Here is a 16,813-nt window from a genome sequence, read left to right as displayed (position 1 = left end):
GTCCTCAGACCTCGTCCAGATCGATCTCCAGGATCGCCATCTGGAAATTCCAGCTCAGGTCCTCATCCTCGTCATCACGGAAGATAACGCCGACGAATTCGTCCCCGATGTAGACTTCCGCGGAGTCGTCCTTGCGCGGCCGGGCTTTGACCTGAATGCGATCCAGCTCGAATTTCTGTTTCAGATAGGCTTCGAGCTTTCGGATTTCATCGGGTTTCACGTCGCATCTCCTGCGCAATCAATGGGTGGGTTCCGACGCGGACCCTACAGAAGTTTTGCCTCAAGCCAACCGTCTTCGTCAGCTTTCCCCGTCTTCCTTGACGGCAGGCTTGCCTGCGTTCTCTTCCTGGATGAGCTGGTCCATCGAACGCGAGGGCTCCGCACAGCCGGCCTTGCCGACGATCCTTGCCGGTACGCCTGCGACCGTCGTGTTGGGCGGAACCGGGCTCAGCACCACGGATCCGGCGGCGATGCGCGAGCAATGGCCGATCTCCAGGTTGCCGAGAACCTTGGCCCCGGCCCCGATCAGGACGCCGTTGCGGATCTTCGGATGACGGTCACCGCCCTCCTTGCCCGTCCCGCCGAGGGTAACGCCCTGCAGGATCGAGACATCGTCGCCGATGGAGGCCGTCCCGCCGACGACAACGCCGGTGCCGTGGTCGATGAAGATGCCGCGGCCGACGGGAACCGCCGGGTGGATATCCACCTGGAAGACTTCGGAAGACCGGCTTTGCAGGTAGAGCGCGAAATCCTCACGGCCCTGCCGCCACAGCCAGTTGGCCAGCCGGTGGGTCTGGAGCGCATGAAAGCCCTTGAAATAAAGCACCGGCTCCAGCAGCCGGTGGCAGGCAGGATCGCGGTCGTAGACGGAGACGATGTCGACCCGGAAGATTTCCGCAAGCTCCGGCTCAGAGGCCAGCGCTTCCAGATAGGTCTGCCGGATCAGGGACGCGGACACGATATCGCGCCCAAGACGGTCACCGAGGCGGTGGACGACCGCTTCCTCCAGCGTTTCGTGGTTCAGGACGGTCTCATACACGAATGAAGACAAGGCCGGCTCGCTGACGACCATGGCCTGAGCTTCTTCCCGCAGTTGCCGCCAGACGGGATCGTGAAGCGCCAGATTGGCCGCATTCTGCCGAGGGGACGGGTTCGACATGGCTTGTCTCCTTTTCAAGCCGTGATACGTGGTTGCCCTAAAATAGGGTCATTGCGGCTAATTCCAAAGTCAAACTTGCCGGAGCACCTTCAGACTGGTTTCTTTGATCCTGATACCGCCCTTTCGTGAAAGTTCCCCAAATGACCATGCCGACCGCTGAAACCGCCCCGAAATCCTCCGGGTCCCTAAGGACCGAAGTGACCGGATCGACGGGCTGGCTCGTCATCGACAACGCGCCGAGACGCAACGCCATGAGCCTTGCCATGTGGCAGGACATGCCGGCTGCGATCGATGACCTCGTCCGGAATGACCAGGTCCGCGTGATCGTAGTACGCGGTGCCGGCGACACCAGCTTCTGTGCCGGCGCGGACATATCCGAATTCGCACAAACCCGATCTGACGGGACAAAGGCACGAGCTTACGACGCCATCAACGTCGCCGCCTTCAAGGCACTCAAGCACGCGGACAAACCCGTCGTGGCGATGATCCGGGGGCATTGCCTGGGCGGCGGCCTCGGGATCGCCCTTGCGTGCGATCTGCGCATCGCGGCGGAAGGCGCCCTGTTCGCCATTCCCGCCGCCCGCCTCGGCATCGCCTATCCGCTGGAGGCCATCGCCGACGTTCTCGAACCTATCGGTCCATCGGCGGCGAAGCGGCTGCTCTTCACCGCGGAGCGGATCGACACCACAACGGCTTTCCGCATAGGCCTGGTCGATGAGGCCGTTGCCGAAGAGACGCTGCAGGCCCGCATCGAACACCTCGCCCGAACCCTTGCCGACAATGCGCCGCTAACGATCCGCGCCGCCAAACGCGCCATCAACGCCTTCGCCGCCGGACGCGACAGCGACGCTCTCGCCCGGTCCGAAGCAGCCGCCCTGGACTGTTTCGAGAGCGCAGACATGGTTGAGGGCCGCGACGCCTTCCTGGAAAAACGGGTGCCGCGGTTTTCGGGACAGTAGACCCGTTTTCAGATCGCTCTTGAATCACCGTTTGAAACAGGGGATTCAACGCCTCAAAGTCTTCACTTTAGGCGTTGAAAAGACTCTGCTTTCCCGAACCACGACCCCAGACGCGGCCGCACCCAGGACTTGAAGCAAAATCTGAAGACACCGTCGAAAATACGGATATCGACAAGCGCATGAAAACCCGACGTCCTATCGGCCAGCCATATCCGGAAATCGGAATCCCGATTTCAAAAACAGGACTTAAGGCGTTGAAACCGGAAGGTTTCAGGACGCAGCGGCATTCCTGAAAAGCTTGTCCAGGAACGACTGCACCGCTTCCGCGAAAATATCGTTCCGGTCGCCCGCAACCATATGTCCCGCATTCTTGATATCGGTGAAATGCGCATGAGGAACCAGCTCGATGAATTCCTGAACATGTTCTTGCGAGACAAGCTCTGAATTCTGTCCGCGCACCAGAAGGACCGGCAGTTTCAGGTTGGCCGCCGCCTTCAACATGATCTGCTGGGTTTCGATTGCGTGCCCGTTGTCATTGCCATGCTTTGAAGCAATGAACTTCGGATCCCAGTGCCAGCGATAGCGGCCGTCGTCGTGCAGACGCAGGTTCTTCTGCAGGCCCGAGAGGTCCTTCGGCCGCTTGCGGTTGGGCAGATAAAGCTCGATGGCATCGGCGGCTTCCTCCACCGTCGCAAAGCCTTCCTCGACCCGCTCGGCCATGAAGCCCAGGATCCGGCTGACCCCGCCCAGATCCATGCGCGGGGTGACGTCCACCAGGACAAGTGCCGCCAAAGCGCCGGGCTGGCGTTCGCCCTCCGCCATCATTCCGGCCAGTCCGCCAAGAGAGGCTCCAACAAGGACCGGCCGCGCACCGTGGAGCGCCGCCACCCGATCCGCCGCAGCAATCAGATCCATGGCGTAATCGTGGAACTCGTAGTTCCCGGACGGCACCCAGTCGCTTTCACCGTGGCCGCGCTGGTCAAGGCAGTAAACCACGTGGCCCTGGCGGGCGATGCTTTCAGCTGCCGCATCCCAGGAATGCCGGGTCTGACCGCCGCCATGAAGCAGGATGACCGGCTGGCCTCTCTGTCCATACCGGTCCGCCACCAGCCTGTTGTCTTCATTTCCGATGAATTCAACGCGCTCGCCCGTCATGCCTCACTCCCGTCCAGAAAATCCAGAACGCCCTGCTTGTAGACCTTGTCACCGACCGCAACCATGTGATCCCGGTTCGGAATTTCGAGGATCCGCGCATCCTGCATCAGGTCTGCCAGCCGTTTTGGCGAACCGGCAATATCGTCCTTGGTTCCGACCGCGATCAAGGCAGGCCTCTTGATACCCGCAACATCCGCCTCGGAAATTTTCTGCCGCGAGGAGCGAATGCAGGCGGCCAGTGCCAGCCGGTCGGACCCGGTCTGGTCGGCGAAGGCGCGAAACGCGCGGCCCGTGCGGTCGGTCACGTCCTGCAGCCGTTCCGCCTCCAGGGCCGTCGCAATCGGTTCCGGATCGCCGACGCCGGATATCATGCCATAGCCGAGGCCGCCGAAAATCACCCGGTTGACCCGGTCCGGATGGTTGAGCGTCAGGAAAGCGGAAATGCGCGCACCCATGGAATAGCCCATGACGTCCGTACGCTCGATGCCGAGATAATCGAGCAGCTTGCGGGCATCCTCCGCCATGATCGGCGCCCCGTAGGCGGCCGGATCGTAGAATTTGCTGCTTTCGCCATGACCACGGTTGTCGACGGCGATCACACGCCGGCCCGATTTCGCCAGAAGATCGACCCACCCCGGATAGACCCAGTTGATCGTCTTGTTGGAAGCGAACCCGTGAATGAGCAGGATCGGATCGCCGGCGCCTTCGTCCAGATAGGCGATATCGAGTCCGTCCAGGTGAAAGTGCGGCATCGTCTGAATTTACTCTTACGTAAAGGGAACCTTGTTGCCTGTTAGCTTATGACCAATGGGGCGGTCCGGTAAAGCCTTCTTCACATCTCCCCTTCTCGAAGGCCGTTTCGACGCGCCCCAATCCGAAGACAGGACAACCGATTTTTCCCCTCGCAGCCCCCTACCCTTTTGCCGAACAAACCAGTATGGTCCGCAGCGAATTGCCACTCACGAACGGAATGGATTGCCCCCATGGCGGATCATGTCGTCCCGCACTTCCAGAACACCAGCGGTCACGATTCGATTGCGATCGGCGCACATGAGTTCATGTGCATCGGTGCAAATCCCCCTTTCGACCATCCGCATGTCTTCCTCGACATGGGTGACAGCGATGAAGTCGTCTGCCCGTATTGCTCCACGCTCTACAAGTACGACGCGACACTGAAACCAACCGAATCCTCACCGAACGACTGCATCTGGACCCCGGAAGCAGCCTGACCGGAAACCTCCGGTACCCTTCCCCGGGAACGAGCATGGACCTTCCAGTCGTCATCGCCGGTGCCGGAATCGGCGGATTAAGTGCCGCCCTGGCGCTCAGCGCCAGTGGACACGATGTGCTCGTCGTCGAAAGAGCGGACGAGCTTGCCGAGGTCGGGGCCGGATTGCAGCTTTCGCCCAATGCGTGCCGCGTCCTGGACGATCTGGACGTCCTGGACCGTCTGATGCCCCTTGCGGTCGCACCCCGCACCGTCCGCATCGGTTCCGGCCGCACGGGCCGGGAAATCGCCAGTATCGAACTCGGCGATCGGGTCGCGGAACGTCATGGCGCTCCCTACCTCGTTGTCCATCGTGCGGATCTGCAAAAGACCCTGTTCGACCACGCCATGGAGCAAGGCAGGATCAACGTTCGGCTGGGAAGCGAGATCATCGAGGTCGGCGACACCCCCGACGGCATCGTGCAATGCCACGTCCAGACGGGCGACATCCTCAGCCAGATCCCTGCCAAGGCCCTGATCGGCGCCGATGGCGTCTGGTCGAGAGTCCGCGGACGGGTTCCCGGCCACAAGCAGGCGAAATATACCGGCCTGACGGCTTATCGGGCGGCCTTGCCCGCCGAACAGGTCGATGACGACCTGCTCACCCGCACCGGTCTCTGGCTCGGCCCGAACGCGCATCTCGTTCACTATCCGATCCGCGCCGGCCGGGAATTCAACCTGGTGGCTCTTGTGCCCGAAAAATGGACCGAGGAAGGCTGGTCGGCAACAGCGGACCGCGCCGCCCTGCTCGGTCACTTCGCCAATTGGGCCCTCGGCGTCCTATCCTTGCTGGAGAAACCGGATACCTGGCTCAAATGGGCGCTGTGCGGCGTCGATGCGAACGGCCCCTGGAGCGATGGCAAGATCGCCCTCCTGGGGGATGCCGCCCACGCCATGCTTCCCTTTGCCGCCCAGGGTGCGGCGATGGCGATCGAGGATGCGGCCGTCCTCGCCCATCTCTTCACGCCGTCCGCCACCGATGTCCCGGCCGTTTTGAAGGCTTACGAGACGGCGCGCAGGAAGCGGGTGAAAAAAGTACAGGAGACGGCCGCCGAGAACGGTCGCATCTATCACTTGAGCGGCCCGCTGGCGATCGGCCGCGATATGGTGATGAAACTCATGCCCCCTGACCGGCTGTCCGCCCGCCTGGACTGGATCTACGGCTGGACACCGCCCCGCTGACACGGCGGAACGAGGATTAGCCTACCGAAACCTTGAGCCGGACCTCAGTCTGGGCTAAAGGCTTCCCCCAACAAATTTCCGGCCAACACATTCCGGCCAACAATCTCCGGGAGGTCTGCCATGGCGGCGGATAAGGCAGAGGACGAAGTCACAGCCGGGTTTCTCGTCATCGGCGACGAAATATTATCCGGTCGGACCAAGGACAAGAACATCGGTTTTCTGGCCGATTACCTGACCGCGATCGGCATCGACCTGTGCGAGGTCCGGATCGTGCCCGACGTGACGGCCCGGATCGTCGAGGCCGTCAACGCGTTGCGCAGCCAATACACCTACGTCTTTACCTCCGGCGGCATCGGCCCGACCCACGACGACATCACCGCCGACAGCATCGCCGAAGCCTTCGGCGTCGGCATCGACGTCGACCCGAGGGCGAAAGAGATCCTCGAAGCGCATTTTCCCCCGGGCCAACTCACCCCGGCTCGGTTGCGCATGGCGCGGATCCCCGACGGCGCGGACCTGATTCACAATTCGGTCTCCAAGGCGCCCGGTTTCCGGATCGGAAACGTCCACGTGATGGCCGGCGTTCCCTCCATCATGCAGGCGATGCTCGATGCGATCGCGCCGACCCTGAAGACCGGCCGGAAGATGCTGTCGCGCACGGTCGATGCGGACCTGCCCGAAAGCCGGATCGCCGAACGCCTGCGCGACATCCAGAACGAGTTTCCCGAAACGCTGATCGGTTCTTATCCGCGCACGACCGACGGCCGTTTCACCACCCAGATCGTCGTCCGCTCGCGGGACGAAGCCGTTATGAACCGGGCAGCCGATGCCGTGGCGGACGCGGTCCGCGAGGCTGCCGGACAATAATTGAAGGAAAACCCATGGAATCCAACCAACAGAACAAAGCCTTCCCGGTCTCCTGGGACATGTTCCACCGGGACGCCCGGGCTCTGGCCTGGCGCTTGTCCGGCCAGGGCGAATGGAAAGCCATTGTCTGCATCACCCGCGGCGGCCTGGTGCCGGCGGCCATTGTCGCCCGCGAACTCGGCATCCGCACCATCGAGACCGTGTGCATCGCCTCTTACCACGACTACGAAAACCAGGGTGAACTCGAGGTGATCAAACCGGTCGATCCGAAGGTGGTCGATCTGGAGGAAGGCCAGGGCAGCGGCGTTCTGGTGATCGACGATCTGGTCGACACCGGCAAGACGGCCAAGGTCGTGCGCGAGATGCTGCCCAAGGCCCATTTCGCCACCGTCTACGCCAAGCCGATCGGCTGCCCGATGGTCGATACCTTCGTCACCGAAGTGTCCCAGGACACCTGGATCTATTTCCCGTGGGACATGGGCTGGCAGTTCCAGCCGCCGCTGGCGAAAGATTCCGCCGGCTGACCATCACGCGGATGTGATCGGGGCCGATACACAGACTGGCCACAATTTGAGGTCATGCAGACAGCATGCATCGGTCAGGATTTTTCAGTATGGGCAGAATGATAGCGCGGGCACTCACGCTGGCCGCGCTCATTGTCATGGCCTGCGGTCCTTCCCTGGCCGGCACGCGGTCGCTTGAAAGCGCCGGAACTGCTGCGCTCGTCCAGAACACGCAGTCCTCAGACGCGTTTCATCAAGCCCTGGCCGGCCCCCTGCAAAAACACCCCGACAAGTCCGCCTCAAGCCGGTGCAAGGGACGAATCTGCCTCCAGCCGGCCCTTCATCTTGCATTCTTGCCGGATACGAAACGTCCGACAGCACAAGCCCCGGCGCGAGAACGCAACGGCAAAGCCGTCAGCGGTGTGACCGTTCGCGTCGCCTCACCGCCTCCAAAGAATGCCGTCTCCTGAACCAGATCGCGCTTCATGCGTTGAATCTTTCAGCAAAGCTACGGGAAAGTTTCAGAAGCGAAACTTCCACAGCGCCCCCCTGACGTGTTTGGAAACAGGCTAGACTATGCAATTTACCCGACGTTCGTTCCTGATCGGAGCCGGAAGCTCCATCCTCGCCGGCTGCTCCACTGGCAACCGGGAACGCATTCCCTATCCGACACCCGAGCAAATGGCCCGGTATCCGTCCGAGTACGGCACCTACCCGGCACAAGGGGCCTACCCCGCGAACCCGCGGACCGCGCCCGGCACCGTCCGGCGGTATCCACCCGATGTCCTGCGCATGTACCGCGCCATGCCGGAGGAGCGGTTTCCGATACCCGCCGTCGATCTCAGCAAGATCAACCCGCGCTATTATCGGCAGATCGTGAACTATTCGAGCCCGGAAACCATCGGCACGATCATCGTCGATACGCCGAACCGCTTTCTCTACCTGACAATGGAAAACGGCAAGGCGATGCGCTACGGCGTCGGTATCGGGCGCGACGGCTTCAGCTGGGGCGGAAAGGCGCGAATCGCGCGCAAGAAGGAATGGCCGACCTGGACGCCGCCTTCGGAAATGATCGCCCGCGAGCCGGATCTGGAGAAGTACCGCAATGGCATGCCGCCGGGCCTCGACAACCCGCTCGGCGCCCGCGCGCTCTATATCTTCGAAGGCAATCGAGACACGCTTTACCGGGTCCACGGGACGGCGGAGGCATGGTCCATCGGCAATGCGGTGTCTTCGGGCTGTGTCCGCCTGCTCAACCAGGACATCATCGATCTCTACAGCCGCGTTCCCGTCGGCACCAGGATCGTCGTCCTCCAAAGCTGATCTGAGCGGGCGTCCTCTGTCAGGCAGCCCGTCCGTATTCAATCCAGGATGCGAACGGGCTTGTCGACGTCGATACCCTCGACTGTCACCGAACAGCCGACCGCATAGGCCTCCACACCGGCCTTGCGGGCGGCATCGAAGGCCTTGCCATAATTCGGATCGATATCGCGGGCCAGCGCCATGCGCTCGCAGTCCGGCCGTTGCACCAGGAACACCATCGCCGCCCGGTGACCTTCCGCCACCATGTCGGACATCTCGGCCAGATGCTTGGCGCCGCGTGCCGTGACCGAATCGGGGAATTCCGCAAGGCCCGGTTCCCGCATCAGGTGGACGTTCTTGACCTCCACATAGGTGAGGCCACCGTCCGTGCCCTCCAGCAGGATGTCGATTCGCGAGTTCTTGCCGTATTTCACTTCCCGGCGCAGGCTGGCAAAGCCGTTGAGTTCCGGAACCATGCCGGCCTTCAGCGCGTCCTCAACCAGACCGTTGGGATGGGCGGTGTTGATCCCGACCAGCGCCCCGTCCGCCTCGATCACTTCCCAGGAATACTTGAGCTTGCGGTTGGGATTGTCCGACAGCGACAGCCACACGCGCGATCCGGGCTCCTTCAGGCCGAGCATCGACCCGGGATTGGCGCAATGAGCGGTGATTTCCGTGCCGTCCTCATCGAGGACAACATCGGCCAGGAAGCGCTTGTATCGTTTGACCAGACGGCCGCTGACAAGGGGTGTTGAAAATTTCATGGCACCTGAATAGCGCGAGAACAAAAGGTAAACAAGCCTGATTTGCAGAGCCGGAACGAAAATCTGCCGGCGCCATTTCAGAGATGCCCTTACCGCGACCAGAAATCCGGATCGAACAGGACGAGCACGGTGAACAGTTCCAACCGCCCGAAAAGCATGGCCGCGCACAACAGCCATTTCGCATTATCCGGCAACGGCGCGAAATTGCCGGACGGGCCGATGACGGGACCGAGCCCCGGTCCGACGTTGCCGACCGACGTGGCCGCCGCCGACAGGGCCGTTGTCAGGTCGAGCCCGAAGATGGACAGGCCGAGGGTGACGGCGCCGACCGCCCCCATGTAGACGACCAGGAAGGCCAGAACGGAAAAGGACAGCTCCGATGTCAGCCGCGTCCGGCCGTATTCCTCCGACATCACCCGGTTCGGCCGGACCATGCGACGGAAATGGGCCCTGACCGTCCCGAAGAAGACCAGGAAGCGGAACATCTTGATGCCTCCGGTGGTGGACCCGGTACAACCGCCGACGAAACTGAGCAGGAGCACGATACCGACCACCGGCCCGCCCCATTCGGTATAGTCGCCAAGCGCATAGCCGGTCCCGGTCACGATCGAAACCACATTGAAGGTCGCCCTGAGCAACGCCTCGCCGAACGAAAACTGCATGGTGGCGCCGAGGTAGACCGTCATCATCAGGGAGACGACCGCCAGAAAGCCCACAAGGGCACGCACCTGGGGATCGCGCCACAGCAACAGCGGCTGGCCGCGCAAGGCCTGAACGATCAGCACGAACGGCAATGCGCCCACCACCATGAAAAAGATGGCGACCCAGCCCGAGACCGGGTTGGTGTAGTAGCCGAAGGACATGTCGTGAGTGGAAAAGCCGCCGGTCGAGATCGTCGTCAGCGCATGATTGAAGGCGTCGAAAAGCTCAAACCCGGTCGCCAGATAGGCGATGATACAAAGGGCGGTCAAAAGCACATAGGCCAGCCCGAGCAGCCGGATCAGTTCGATGGAGCGGCTGACGACCTTTTCCGAGCGGTCGGAGGCTTCGGTCTGGAACAGCTGCATGCCGCCGATCCTGAGGAACGGCAGGAGTACGATCGCCATGACGATGATGCCGATGCCGCCGATCCATTGCAGCAGCGAACGCCAGACGAGAAGCCCCGGCGGCAGCCCGTCCAGACCTGAAAGCACCGTGGAGCCGGTCGTCGTCACCCCGGACACGGCCTCGAACACCGCATCCGCATAGCCGATCCCCAGCCACATGAAGGGCAACGCGCCGAGAGCAGGCAGCGTCGCCCAGGCAAGGGTCGTCAGCAGGAAGGTCTGGCGGATATTGAGCCCCTCTTTCAGGGATCCGCCGACCGCGATCGACAGGAGCATGCCCACAAGGCCGGTAAAGAGAGCTGAAAACACGAACGCCCGCCAGTCGGCGTTCCTGGACGCCACATCGACGATGGCAGGCACCAGCATGGCGGTCGCCAGACCGACATAAAGGAACCCGAGCACATTGAGGACTGGGCGCAGCGAGATCAAGAAACGTTCCTACCTGTCCTGCGCACGACCTGAGATAACGGCCGCCAATGCGCATTCCGATTCCTGAAACTTCCTAGACTGTTTCCGAGGCAATGCCAATGGTGGCGGTCGCATACCGAGGAGAGCCAAACGGACCCTGCTACGGTCGTGTCCCTCGGTTGTTTTCTGTACATTGATGCATAATTGGTGCATAATCACACCAACTAAATATTCCACCGAACGGGATTCGGATAATGCCGAGACAGAGTATTTCCCTGACCCGCCCGAACGACGAGTGGCTCAAGGCACAGGTTGAAAGTGAAGAATATTCGAGCAAGAGCGAAGTGGTGAACGACCTCATCCGCAAGGCGCGGGAGATGGAAGAAATCCGCAAGAAACTGATCGCGGCGGAAGAAAGCGGTTTTTCCGACCGTACGCCGGAACAGATCCGCGCCGACGCCAAGGCAAAGCTCAAGAATGCCGCGGGCGTATAAACTCAAGATCAGCGCATCGGCCGACCGTGATTTGGCAATCCTTTATGAATTCGGATTTGCTCAGTGGGGAGAGGAACGGGCCGACCTCTATTACGATGCGCTGATCGATCATTTTCGGAAGCTGTGTGCCAACCCGTTCTTGTATCCCACCGTCGATGATATTCGCCCAGGCTACCATCGCAGCTTATGCGGCGTTCACAGCGTCAACTACAAAGTGACGGACACAGCCGTTGAGGTTATGGCCGTGATCGGACGGCAGAATTTCTAGGAAACATCACGCTCAAGTAGCCCGAAGGGCGATAGCGCGGGATATCCCGCGCTCAAGTAGGCCGAAGGCCGGTAGCGCCAGGCGACCAGAGCTCAAGTAGCCCGAAGGGCGATAGCTCAAACAGAAATGGTGCGGGCGACGGGACTCGAACCCGTACAGCCTAGGGCCGAGGGATTTTAAGTCCCTTGTGTCTACCAATTCCACCACGCCCGCGTGTTTTCAAATGCCTATCCGCTGGCGAAAAGCTGCGCAAGCCGATTTCGGGCACATATTAAGCAGTTTTACCGCGGGTCTGGAAAAAATCGGCCGACAAGGGTATGTGAGGCGCAAGACAAGACACAAAAGCCGCGCTAACCTGCGCGCCGGAACATAATCTCAAGAGTGCAAGCACCGCCCATGGTCACCTATATCGATGCCGCAGACGCCCCTTTGAAGAACACCGGACAGGTCCGCCTTTACGGCCCGGAGGATTTCGAAGGCATGCGCAAGGCCGGACAGCTGACCGCCCGGTGCCTGGACGAACTGGCCGCCCTGGTCAAGCCGGGCGTAACCACCCAGGAAATCGACGATTTCGTCTTCGAGTTCGGCGAAGCCAATGGTGCGTTGCCGGCCACGCTCAATTATCGCGGCTACACCAAGTCCACCTGCACATCCGTCAATCATGTGGTCTGCCACGGCATCCCGAACGACAAGCCTCTGCGCGACGGCGACATCGTCAACATCGACGTCACCTACATCCTGGACGGCTGGCACGGCGATTCCAGCCGCATGTATCCGGTCGGCAAGATCAAGCGCGCCGCCGAACGGCTGATCGAGGTGACCTATGAATCCCTCCTCCTCGGCATTGCCGCGGCCAAACCCGGCAACACCACCGGCGATATCGGCCACGCGATCCAGACGTATGTGGAAGGCGAGCGCTGCTCGGTGGTGCGCGATTTCTGCGGCCACGGCGTCGGCCGGCTGTTCCACGACACGCCGAACATCCTGCACTACGGCCGTCCGGGCGAAGGCATCGAACTGAAACCCGGCATGATCTTCACCATCGAGCCGATGGTGAATTTGGGACGCCCCCATGTGAAGGTGCTCAGCGACGGCTGGACGGCGGTGACCCGGGACCGGTCGCTTTCCGCCCAGTTCGAGCATGCCATCGGCATCACCCCGGAAGGCTGCGAAATCTTCACCACCTCGCCGGGCGGGCTGGACAAGCCCGGCATGACGCCGGCCTGACGACCGGACCATGGCAGGCGGCGGGAAAGACCCTGAGGACAAGGCGACGCCCTCGGACCATTCCGGTCACCGGGACCGTCTGCGGAACCGCTTCCGCAAGACCGGGGAAGCCGGTTTTGAGGATTATGAGCTCCTTGAACTCCTGCTGTTTGCCGCCGTACCGCGCCAGGATACCAAACCGATCGCAAAGGCCCTGCTCCGCCGTTTCGGCTCCTTTGCCGGTGTCCTTGCAGCCCCGCCCAAGCTCCTGACGGAAATCCCCGGCGTTGGAGAGCGGGTCGCCGAGCATCTGAAAGTCGTCCTGGCAAGTGCCGTCCGCTACACCAAGGGCCAGGTCAATGAACGGGCCGTGCTGTCGTCCTGGTCGCAGGTCGTCGCCTATGTGAAGTCGGCCATGGCGCATTCGGAAGTCGAAGAGTTCCGGATCCTGTTTCTCGACCGGAAAAACGGGTTGATCGCCGACGAGGTGCAGCAGCGGGGCACCGTCGACCACACCCCGGTCTACCCGCGAGAGGTGATCCGGCGGGCGCTCGAGCTATCCGCAACCGCGCTCGTGCTCGTGCACAACCACCCTTCGGGCGACCCCACGCCGTCCCGCGCCGACATTCAAATGACGAAGCAGATCATCGACATAGCCAAACCGCTGGGTGTCGAGATCCACGACCACATCATCGTCGGCAGATTCGGTGAAACGAGTTTCAGAGGATTGCAACTCATATAAGACAGTTCGAGTATTACCTTGTCATTTCAACGTATAAATTAATTGAAACTTGAAGATAGTTCTGACCCTCGGAAAACGTTCAATACAGTCCGGACAAGTATTTTATTAACTAACTTCATTCTGCATTCATTAGCAGCTTTCAGAGATATTATTACGGATGTATCCTAGAGCTCCGATGACTGCTTCGAAAGAAAGGCATGGCAGCCGGATTGCGAATGCAATCATCATTCCGATGTTCGCGGTCGTGCTGATTGCCGTGGCGATCACCTTCGGACTTCTCATCTGGTCTGCCCATATTTCCGACCAGGCAGCGGAAAAGAGCCAGCGTCAGCTCCTCAACGGCACCCTGCAGCTGACCCGGGACCAGTTTGCCAGACAACAGGCGAGCGTCCTGGTCAAGGATCCGATCTATTACATTACCACCGGCCCCATCTACGACACGGCCTGGCTCTACCACAACGTCGCCCTCTGGCTCAAACAGCGCTACGGTTTCTCCAGGACGATCCTGCTCGATCAGGATCGCAAGGCCCGCTTCGTCGACGGCCCGAACGTCTATGAGAAATGGGTCACGCGGGATCTGCTCGACCGCCTGGACCCTGCGGTCGAAACGGTTCAGAAGCGTTATCTAGCATCCCTCAAGGCGCTGCCGAGCGGGCTTTACTACTTCGATCCCGACTACCGGATCAACGAACATAACCTGTCCGAAACCGGCCTTGTTTCCATCAAGGGCAACATCTACCTGTTTTCCGCGACGGCCATCACGCCGGAACTCGTCAAGTTGGTTTCCCAGCGTGAACCACCGGCCATGCTGATCAGCTTCAAACAGCTCAACGGCGAATTGCTTGCTGAAATCGGAAGGATCTCCGCGCTGGAAGGGCTGGTACTGGATTCATATCCCGCGCCGGAGACCAGCGGACCATTGATCGACCTGGAAGCGCCGGACGGCCATAGCATCGGCCGTATCCATTGGCAGGCCGAACAGCCGGGCCAGGAAATGCAGACGAGGATCGCGCCGGTCCTGACCGTTCTCGCCCTGGCTCTGGTCGGTCTTTCCATCGTCGTCATGACGTTCATCCGGCAATCGACCCGGCACCTGGCCTCCAGCCGTGCGGATGCGGTTCGCGCATCGCTGCACGATCCGCTGTCGGGCCTCCCGAACCGGAGACAATTCAAGCAATTGCTCGACCGGACAATGAACGATACCCAAATCGCAGACAAAGGCGCGGCGGTTCTCTATTTCGACCTGGACCGCTTCAAGGACATCAACGACACGCTCGGGCACGCAGCCGGAGACCATGTGATCTGCGCCATTGCCGAACGCCTGCAGAGGATTCTTCCCGAAAACGCTATTGTGGCACGCATCAGCGGCGACGAATTCGCCCTCCTGCTGCCCGATTGCCCGAACGAGACCCAAGCGGAACGGTTCATGCGCCGGTTGCAGGACATGATGGTTCAGCCAGTCTCCTTCGGTCCCGACGAAATCCATGTGACCGTTTCCATGGGCGCAGCACTTGCCCCCCGCGACGGGCTGGCGGCCGAGGACCTTCTGCGCAAGGCGGATATCGCCCTTTATGACGCCAAGTCGAATGGCCGGAACCGCTGGTCCTTCTTCGAGCCGTCCATGCAGGAACACGTGCGAACCAAGGACGAGATTGCGCGCGAATTGCGCAAGGCCATCGACGAGGATCTTCTGGACGTCGCCTATCAGCCGCAGTGCGACAGCCGGTCCGGCAGAATTGTGGCGATTGAGGCGCTTGCCCGCTGGAACCGGCGGAACACCGGGCCTGTTCCGCCTTCGAGTTTCATACCCGTGGCCGAGGAAACCGGCCTGATCAACGATCTGGGTCTGTGGATTCTGCGCAGGGCCTGCCAGGATGCGCAATGCTGGCCGGACCTCGTCGTTTCAGTGAACGTCTCGCCCACCCAGTTCAAGCATCCCGGCTTCGTAGAGAAGGTCAGCGCCACCCTGGAGGAATTCGCTTTCGATCCGGGTCGCCTGGAAATCGAAGTCACGGAAACCGTTTTTGCCGGACGGGACAAGAAGGCCCTGCAATCCCTGAGACGCCTGAAAGACCTCGGCATCAAGGTCGCTCTGGATGACTTCGGCTCCGGTTATTCGAGCCTCAGCTATCTGCGCCATTTCCCCTTCGACACCCTGAAGATCGATCGGGATTTCATCTCGGCGATGACCGACAGTCCGGAAGCCCGTGCCATCGTGCGCACGATCATCCGGCTGGGTCAGGCCCTCGGCATGACCATCGTAGCCGAGGGCATCGAGGAAAAGCAGCAGGCAGAATACCTTGCCGCTAACGGCTGCCACAGGCTGCAGGGCTATTTCCTGTCCCATCCGCTTCCCGCGAAGGATCTGGATGAATTCCTGGCCGATCATGAAATCCAGATGGAAATGAAGCACCAGAGCCTGGAAGTCGAGCGGCTCAGAAGCGCTGAATATTAGAGGCCATACCTAGGCGTCGGACAGACCAAGCCGTTCCGACAACCCGTCCGAAACCGCGCGGAAGGCCGAAAACGGGGTTACAGACGGATCCGCCTCTCCCCGCAGCCCAACTGCCGCTTCAAGGCCGGCCGTACCGAACCGGGTCCGGATCATGTCCTCATACCACTGCCGGTGCTGGACGGCGCGCTTTGTCTCCAGCCTGCCGGTTACCGCCAGGTACTCCCGGTGCGCGGCGACACCGTCGATCAGCTCAGCAATGCCGTTTCCGGACCGTGCGGAGACTTCGAATACAGGTACCTTCCAGCCGTCCTTGTCCGGCCGTGTCAGCGACAGGGCGCCGGTGACGTCGGAGGCCGCCCGGCGCGCGGCCGGTCCCATGTCCGCCTTGGTCACGGCGACCAGGTCCGGCAGCTCCATCACACCCGCCTTCATGAACTGAAGGCTGTCGCCGGATCCCGGCTGGATGCACAGCACCATTGTGTCGGCAGCCTGCACCAGGTCGCTTTCCGACTGGCCGATACCGACCGATTCCACGATGACCCGGTCGCTGACCGCCCGCAACAGGGCAATGGCGGCAATGGCATGGTCCGAGAGGCCGCCGAGCCTGTCCCGTGCCGCCATGGAACGAACGAAGACGCGGGTGTCTTCCGGGTCTGTATGCAGCCGCGTCCGATCGCCGAGAAGCGCGCCGCCGGTAAAACGGGAGGAGGGATCGATCGCCAGAACGGAGACGCTCTCCCCTTGCGCCCGGAAAGCCTTGATCAGGGCGTCGGTCAGCGTCGACTTGCCGACGCCGGGCGGGCCGGTCAGTCCGAGAACATGGCCGCCGTGAATCTGACTGGCCTTATCGAGAAAACGGGCGGTTTCCACCGACCCGGCCTCGGTTTCGAGCCGGGTGAGCATGCGCGCCAGGGCAAGCTTGCCGCCCTGGCGAAGTGCGTCGAGGTCCGGAAAGGGCCGGCTCACCGCCCCCTCC

18 protein-coding genes and 1 tRNA gene are annotated in these 16,813 nt (G+C 61.4%); 11 read left to right on the top strand and 8 right to left on the bottom strand.

All coding sequences use genetic code 11. The features are described from left to right. Window positions 1-4: 4 nt before the first annotated feature. Together ACN0SO_RS20265 and cysE are read right to left on the bottom strand one after the other, a co-directional pair. Window positions 5-220 carry a DUF3126 family protein gene (locus ACN0SO_RS20265; RefSeq protein WP_190292886.1) on the bottom strand — a complete coding sequence of 72 codons (216 nt, stop codon included), beginning with the start codon at window positions 218-220 and terminating at the stop codon, window positions 5-7. A gap of 78 nt (window positions 221-298) precedes the next feature. Further along, window positions 299-1,159 carry a serine O-acetyltransferase gene (gene cysE / locus ACN0SO_RS20260; RefSeq protein WP_417680544.1) on the bottom strand — a complete coding sequence of 287 codons (861 nt, stop codon included), beginning with the start codon at window positions 1,157-1,159 and terminating at the stop codon, window positions 299-301. A gap of 140 nt (window positions 1,160-1,299) precedes the next feature. Between cysE and ACN0SO_RS20255 the strand changes: the two genes are divergently transcribed. Further along, a complete protein-coding gene (locus ACN0SO_RS20255; RefSeq protein WP_417680543.1) occupies window positions 1,300-2,118 on the top strand; it encodes an enoyl-CoA hydratase in 819 nt (272 codons plus the stop codon). Window positions 2,119-2,388: 270 nt separating this feature from the next. On the opposite strand, the gene ACN0SO_RS20250 is transcribed toward ACN0SO_RS20255, so the two are convergent. Together ACN0SO_RS20250 and ACN0SO_RS20245 are read right to left on the bottom strand one after the other, a co-directional pair. Beyond that, window positions 2,389-3,273, bottom strand: coding sequence for an alpha/beta fold hydrolase (locus tag ACN0SO_RS20250; protein ID WP_417680542.1), 885 nt, complete (start codon window positions 3,271-3,273; stop codon window positions 2,389-2,391). Then, window positions 3,270-4,025, bottom strand: a complete 756-nt coding sequence (locus ACN0SO_RS20245; RefSeq protein WP_417680541.1) for an alpha/beta fold hydrolase — start codon at window positions 4,023-4,025, stop codon at window positions 3,270-3,272. The genes ACN0SO_RS20250 and ACN0SO_RS20245 overlap by 4 nt, the downstream gene beginning before the upstream one ends. A 231-nt stretch (window positions 4,026-4,256) precedes the next feature. Between ACN0SO_RS20245 and ACN0SO_RS20240 the strand changes: the two genes are divergently transcribed. The 5 genes from ACN0SO_RS20240 (at window position 4,257) to ACN0SO_RS20220 (ending at window position 8,415) form a co-directional block, all read left to right on the top strand. Then, on the top strand, window positions 4,257-4,502 hold the full coding sequence (locus ACN0SO_RS20240) for a zinc-finger domain-containing protein (protein WP_417680540.1): 246 nt from the start codon (window positions 4,257-4,259) through the stop codon (window positions 4,500-4,502). A 35-nt stretch (window positions 4,503-4,537) separates the two neighbouring features. Next, complete coding sequence (locus ACN0SO_RS20235; RefSeq protein ID WP_417680539.1) at window positions 4,538-5,722, top strand: FAD-dependent monooxygenase; 1,185 nt, start codon at window positions 4,538-4,540, stop codon at window positions 5,720-5,722. Window positions 5,723-5,842: 120 nt separating this feature from the next. After that, the gene (locus ACN0SO_RS20230; protein WP_417680538.1) at window positions 5,843-6,589 is read left to right on the top strand and encodes a competence/damage-inducible protein A; all 747 of its coding nucleotides are present in this window, start codon (window positions 5,843-5,845) and stop codon (window positions 6,587-6,589) included. A 14-nt stretch (window positions 6,590-6,603) separates the two neighbouring features. Beyond that, entirely contained in the window at window positions 6,604-7,113 is a 510-nt protein-coding gene (gene gpt / locus ACN0SO_RS20225; protein WP_417680537.1) for a xanthine phosphoribosyltransferase, read from the top strand. Between the two features lie 555 nt (window positions 7,114-7,668). Then, window positions 7,669-8,415, top strand: coding sequence for a L,D-transpeptidase (locus ACN0SO_RS20220; protein ID WP_417680536.1), 747 nt, complete (start codon window positions 7,669-7,671; stop codon window positions 8,413-8,415). Window positions 8,416-8,453: 38 nt separating this feature from the next. Here the strand turns inward: ACN0SO_RS20220 and sfsA are convergent, their stop codons facing one another. Together sfsA and ACN0SO_RS20210 are read right to left on the bottom strand one after the other, a co-directional pair. Then, the gene (gene sfsA / locus ACN0SO_RS20215; protein ID WP_417680535.1) at window positions 8,454-9,158 is read right to left on the bottom strand and encodes a DNA/RNA nuclease SfsA; all 705 of its coding nucleotides are present in this window, start codon (window positions 9,156-9,158) and stop codon (window positions 8,454-8,456) included. Between the two features lie 89 nt (window positions 9,159-9,247). Then, window positions 9,248-10,693, bottom strand: coding sequence for a TrkH family potassium uptake protein (locus tag ACN0SO_RS20210; protein WP_417680534.1), 1,446 nt, complete (start codon window positions 10,691-10,693; stop codon window positions 9,248-9,250). Between the two features lie 233 nt (window positions 10,694-10,926). Between ACN0SO_RS20210 and ACN0SO_RS20205 the strand changes: the two genes are divergently transcribed. Both ACN0SO_RS20205 and ACN0SO_RS20200 read left to right on the top strand, forming a co-directional pair. After that, window positions 10,927-11,166 (top strand): ribbon-helix-helix domain-containing protein, encoded by a 240-nt coding sequence (locus tag ACN0SO_RS20205; RefSeq protein ID WP_417680533.1) that lies wholly within the window; start codon window positions 10,927-10,929, stop codon window positions 11,164-11,166. Then, the gene (locus tag ACN0SO_RS20200; protein WP_417680532.1) at window positions 11,150-11,434 is read left to right on the top strand and encodes a type II toxin-antitoxin system RelE/ParE family toxin; all 285 of its coding nucleotides are present in this window, start codon (window positions 11,150-11,152) and stop codon (window positions 11,432-11,434) included. Before ACN0SO_RS20205 ends, ACN0SO_RS20200 begins: the two co-directional genes overlap by 17 nt. 127 nt (window positions 11,435-11,561) lie before the next feature. Here the strand turns inward: ACN0SO_RS20200 and ACN0SO_RS20195 are convergent. Then, window positions 11,562-11,647 (bottom strand) — tRNA-Leu (locus ACN0SO_RS20195). A gap of 183 nt (window positions 11,648-11,830) precedes the next feature. On the opposite strand from ACN0SO_RS20195, the gene map reads away from it, so the two are divergent. The 3 genes from map to ACN0SO_RS20180 all read left to right on the top strand — a co-directional run bounded on the left by map (window position 11,831) and on the right by ACN0SO_RS20180 (window position 15,837). Then, complete coding sequence (gene map, locus ACN0SO_RS20190; RefSeq protein ID WP_417680609.1) at window positions 11,831-12,661, top strand: type I methionyl aminopeptidase; 831 nt, start codon at window positions 11,831-11,833, stop codon at window positions 12,659-12,661. A gap of 10 nt (window positions 12,662-12,671) precedes the next feature. After that, the gene (gene radC / locus ACN0SO_RS20185) at window positions 12,672-13,382 is read left to right on the top strand and encodes a RadC family protein (protein ID WP_417680531.1); all 711 of its coding nucleotides are present in this window, start codon (window positions 12,672-12,674) and stop codon (window positions 13,380-13,382) included. A gap of 175 nt (window positions 13,383-13,557) precedes the next feature. Then, window positions 13,558-15,837, top strand: a complete 2,280-nt coding sequence (locus ACN0SO_RS20180; protein WP_417680530.1) for a putative bifunctional diguanylate cyclase/phosphodiesterase — start codon at window positions 13,558-13,560, stop codon at window positions 15,835-15,837. A gap of 9 nt (window positions 15,838-15,846) precedes the next feature. Here the strand turns inward: ACN0SO_RS20180 and meaB are convergent, their stop codons facing one another. Continuing rightward, the gene (gene meaB / locus ACN0SO_RS20175; RefSeq protein WP_417680529.1) at window positions 15,847-16,803 is read right to left on the bottom strand and encodes a methylmalonyl Co-A mutase-associated GTPase MeaB; all 957 of its coding nucleotides are present in this window, start codon (window positions 16,801-16,803) and stop codon (window positions 15,847-15,849) included. Window positions 16,804-16,813: the final 10 nt, after the last annotated feature.

It is taken from the genome of Roseibium sp. (assembly GCF_048260565.1).
Classification (GTDB): Bacteria; Pseudomonadota; Alphaproteobacteria; order Rhizobiales; family Stappiaceae; genus Roseibium.
This window is presented reverse-complemented; position numbering and strand designations above follow the sequence as displayed.

Excerpts from the sequence above, each read along its gene's own strand:
- cysE (WP_417680544.1), bottom strand. The coding sequence starts at position 1,159 with ATGTCGAACCCGTCCCCTCGGCAGAATGCGGCCAATCTGGCGCTTCAC.
- ACN0SO_RS20255 (WP_417680543.1), top strand. The coding sequence starts at position 1,300 with ATGACCATGCCGACCGCTGAAACCGCCCCGAAATCCTCCGGGTCCCTA.
- ACN0SO_RS20250 (WP_417680542.1), bottom strand. The coding sequence starts at position 3,273 with ATGACGGGCGAGCGCGTTGAATTCATCGGAAATGAAGACAACAGGCTG.
- ACN0SO_RS20245 (WP_417680541.1), bottom strand. The coding sequence starts at position 4,025 with ATGCCGCACTTTCACCTGGACGGACTCGATATCGCCTATCTGGACGAA.
- ACN0SO_RS20240 (WP_417680540.1), top strand. The coding sequence starts at position 4,257 with ATGGCGGATCATGTCGTCCCGCACTTCCAGAACACCAGCGGTCACGAT.
- ACN0SO_RS20235 (WP_417680539.1), top strand. The coding sequence starts at position 4,538 with ATGGACCTTCCAGTCGTCATCGCCGGTGCCGGAATCGGCGGATTAAGT.
- ACN0SO_RS20230 (WP_417680538.1), top strand. The coding sequence starts at position 5,843 with ATGGCGGCGGATAAGGCAGAGGACGAAGTCACAGCCGGGTTTCTCGTC.
- gpt (WP_417680537.1), top strand. The coding sequence starts at position 6,604 with ATGGAATCCAACCAACAGAACAAAGCCTTCCCGGTCTCCTGGGACATG.
- ACN0SO_RS20220 (WP_417680536.1), top strand. The coding sequence starts at position 7,669 with ATGCAATTTACCCGACGTTCGTTCCTGATCGGAGCCGGAAGCTCCATC.
- sfsA (WP_417680535.1), bottom strand. The coding sequence starts at position 9,158 with ATGAAATTTTCAACACCCCTTGTCAGCGGCCGTCTGGTCAAACGATAC.
- ACN0SO_RS20205 (WP_417680533.1), top strand. The coding sequence starts at position 10,927 with ATGCCGAGACAGAGTATTTCCCTGACCCGCCCGAACGACGAGTGGCTC.
- ACN0SO_RS20200 (WP_417680532.1), top strand. The coding sequence starts at position 11,150 with ATGCCGCGGGCGTATAAACTCAAGATCAGCGCATCGGCCGACCGTGAT.
- map (WP_417680609.1), top strand. The coding sequence starts at position 11,831 with ATGGTCACCTATATCGATGCCGCAGACGCCCCTTTGAAGAACACCGGA.
- radC (WP_417680531.1), top strand. The coding sequence starts at position 12,672 with ATGGCAGGCGGCGGGAAAGACCCTGAGGACAAGGCGACGCCCTCGGAC.
- ACN0SO_RS20180 (WP_417680530.1), top strand. The coding sequence starts at position 13,558 with ATGACTGCTTCGAAAGAAAGGCATGGCAGCCGGATTGCGAATGCAATC.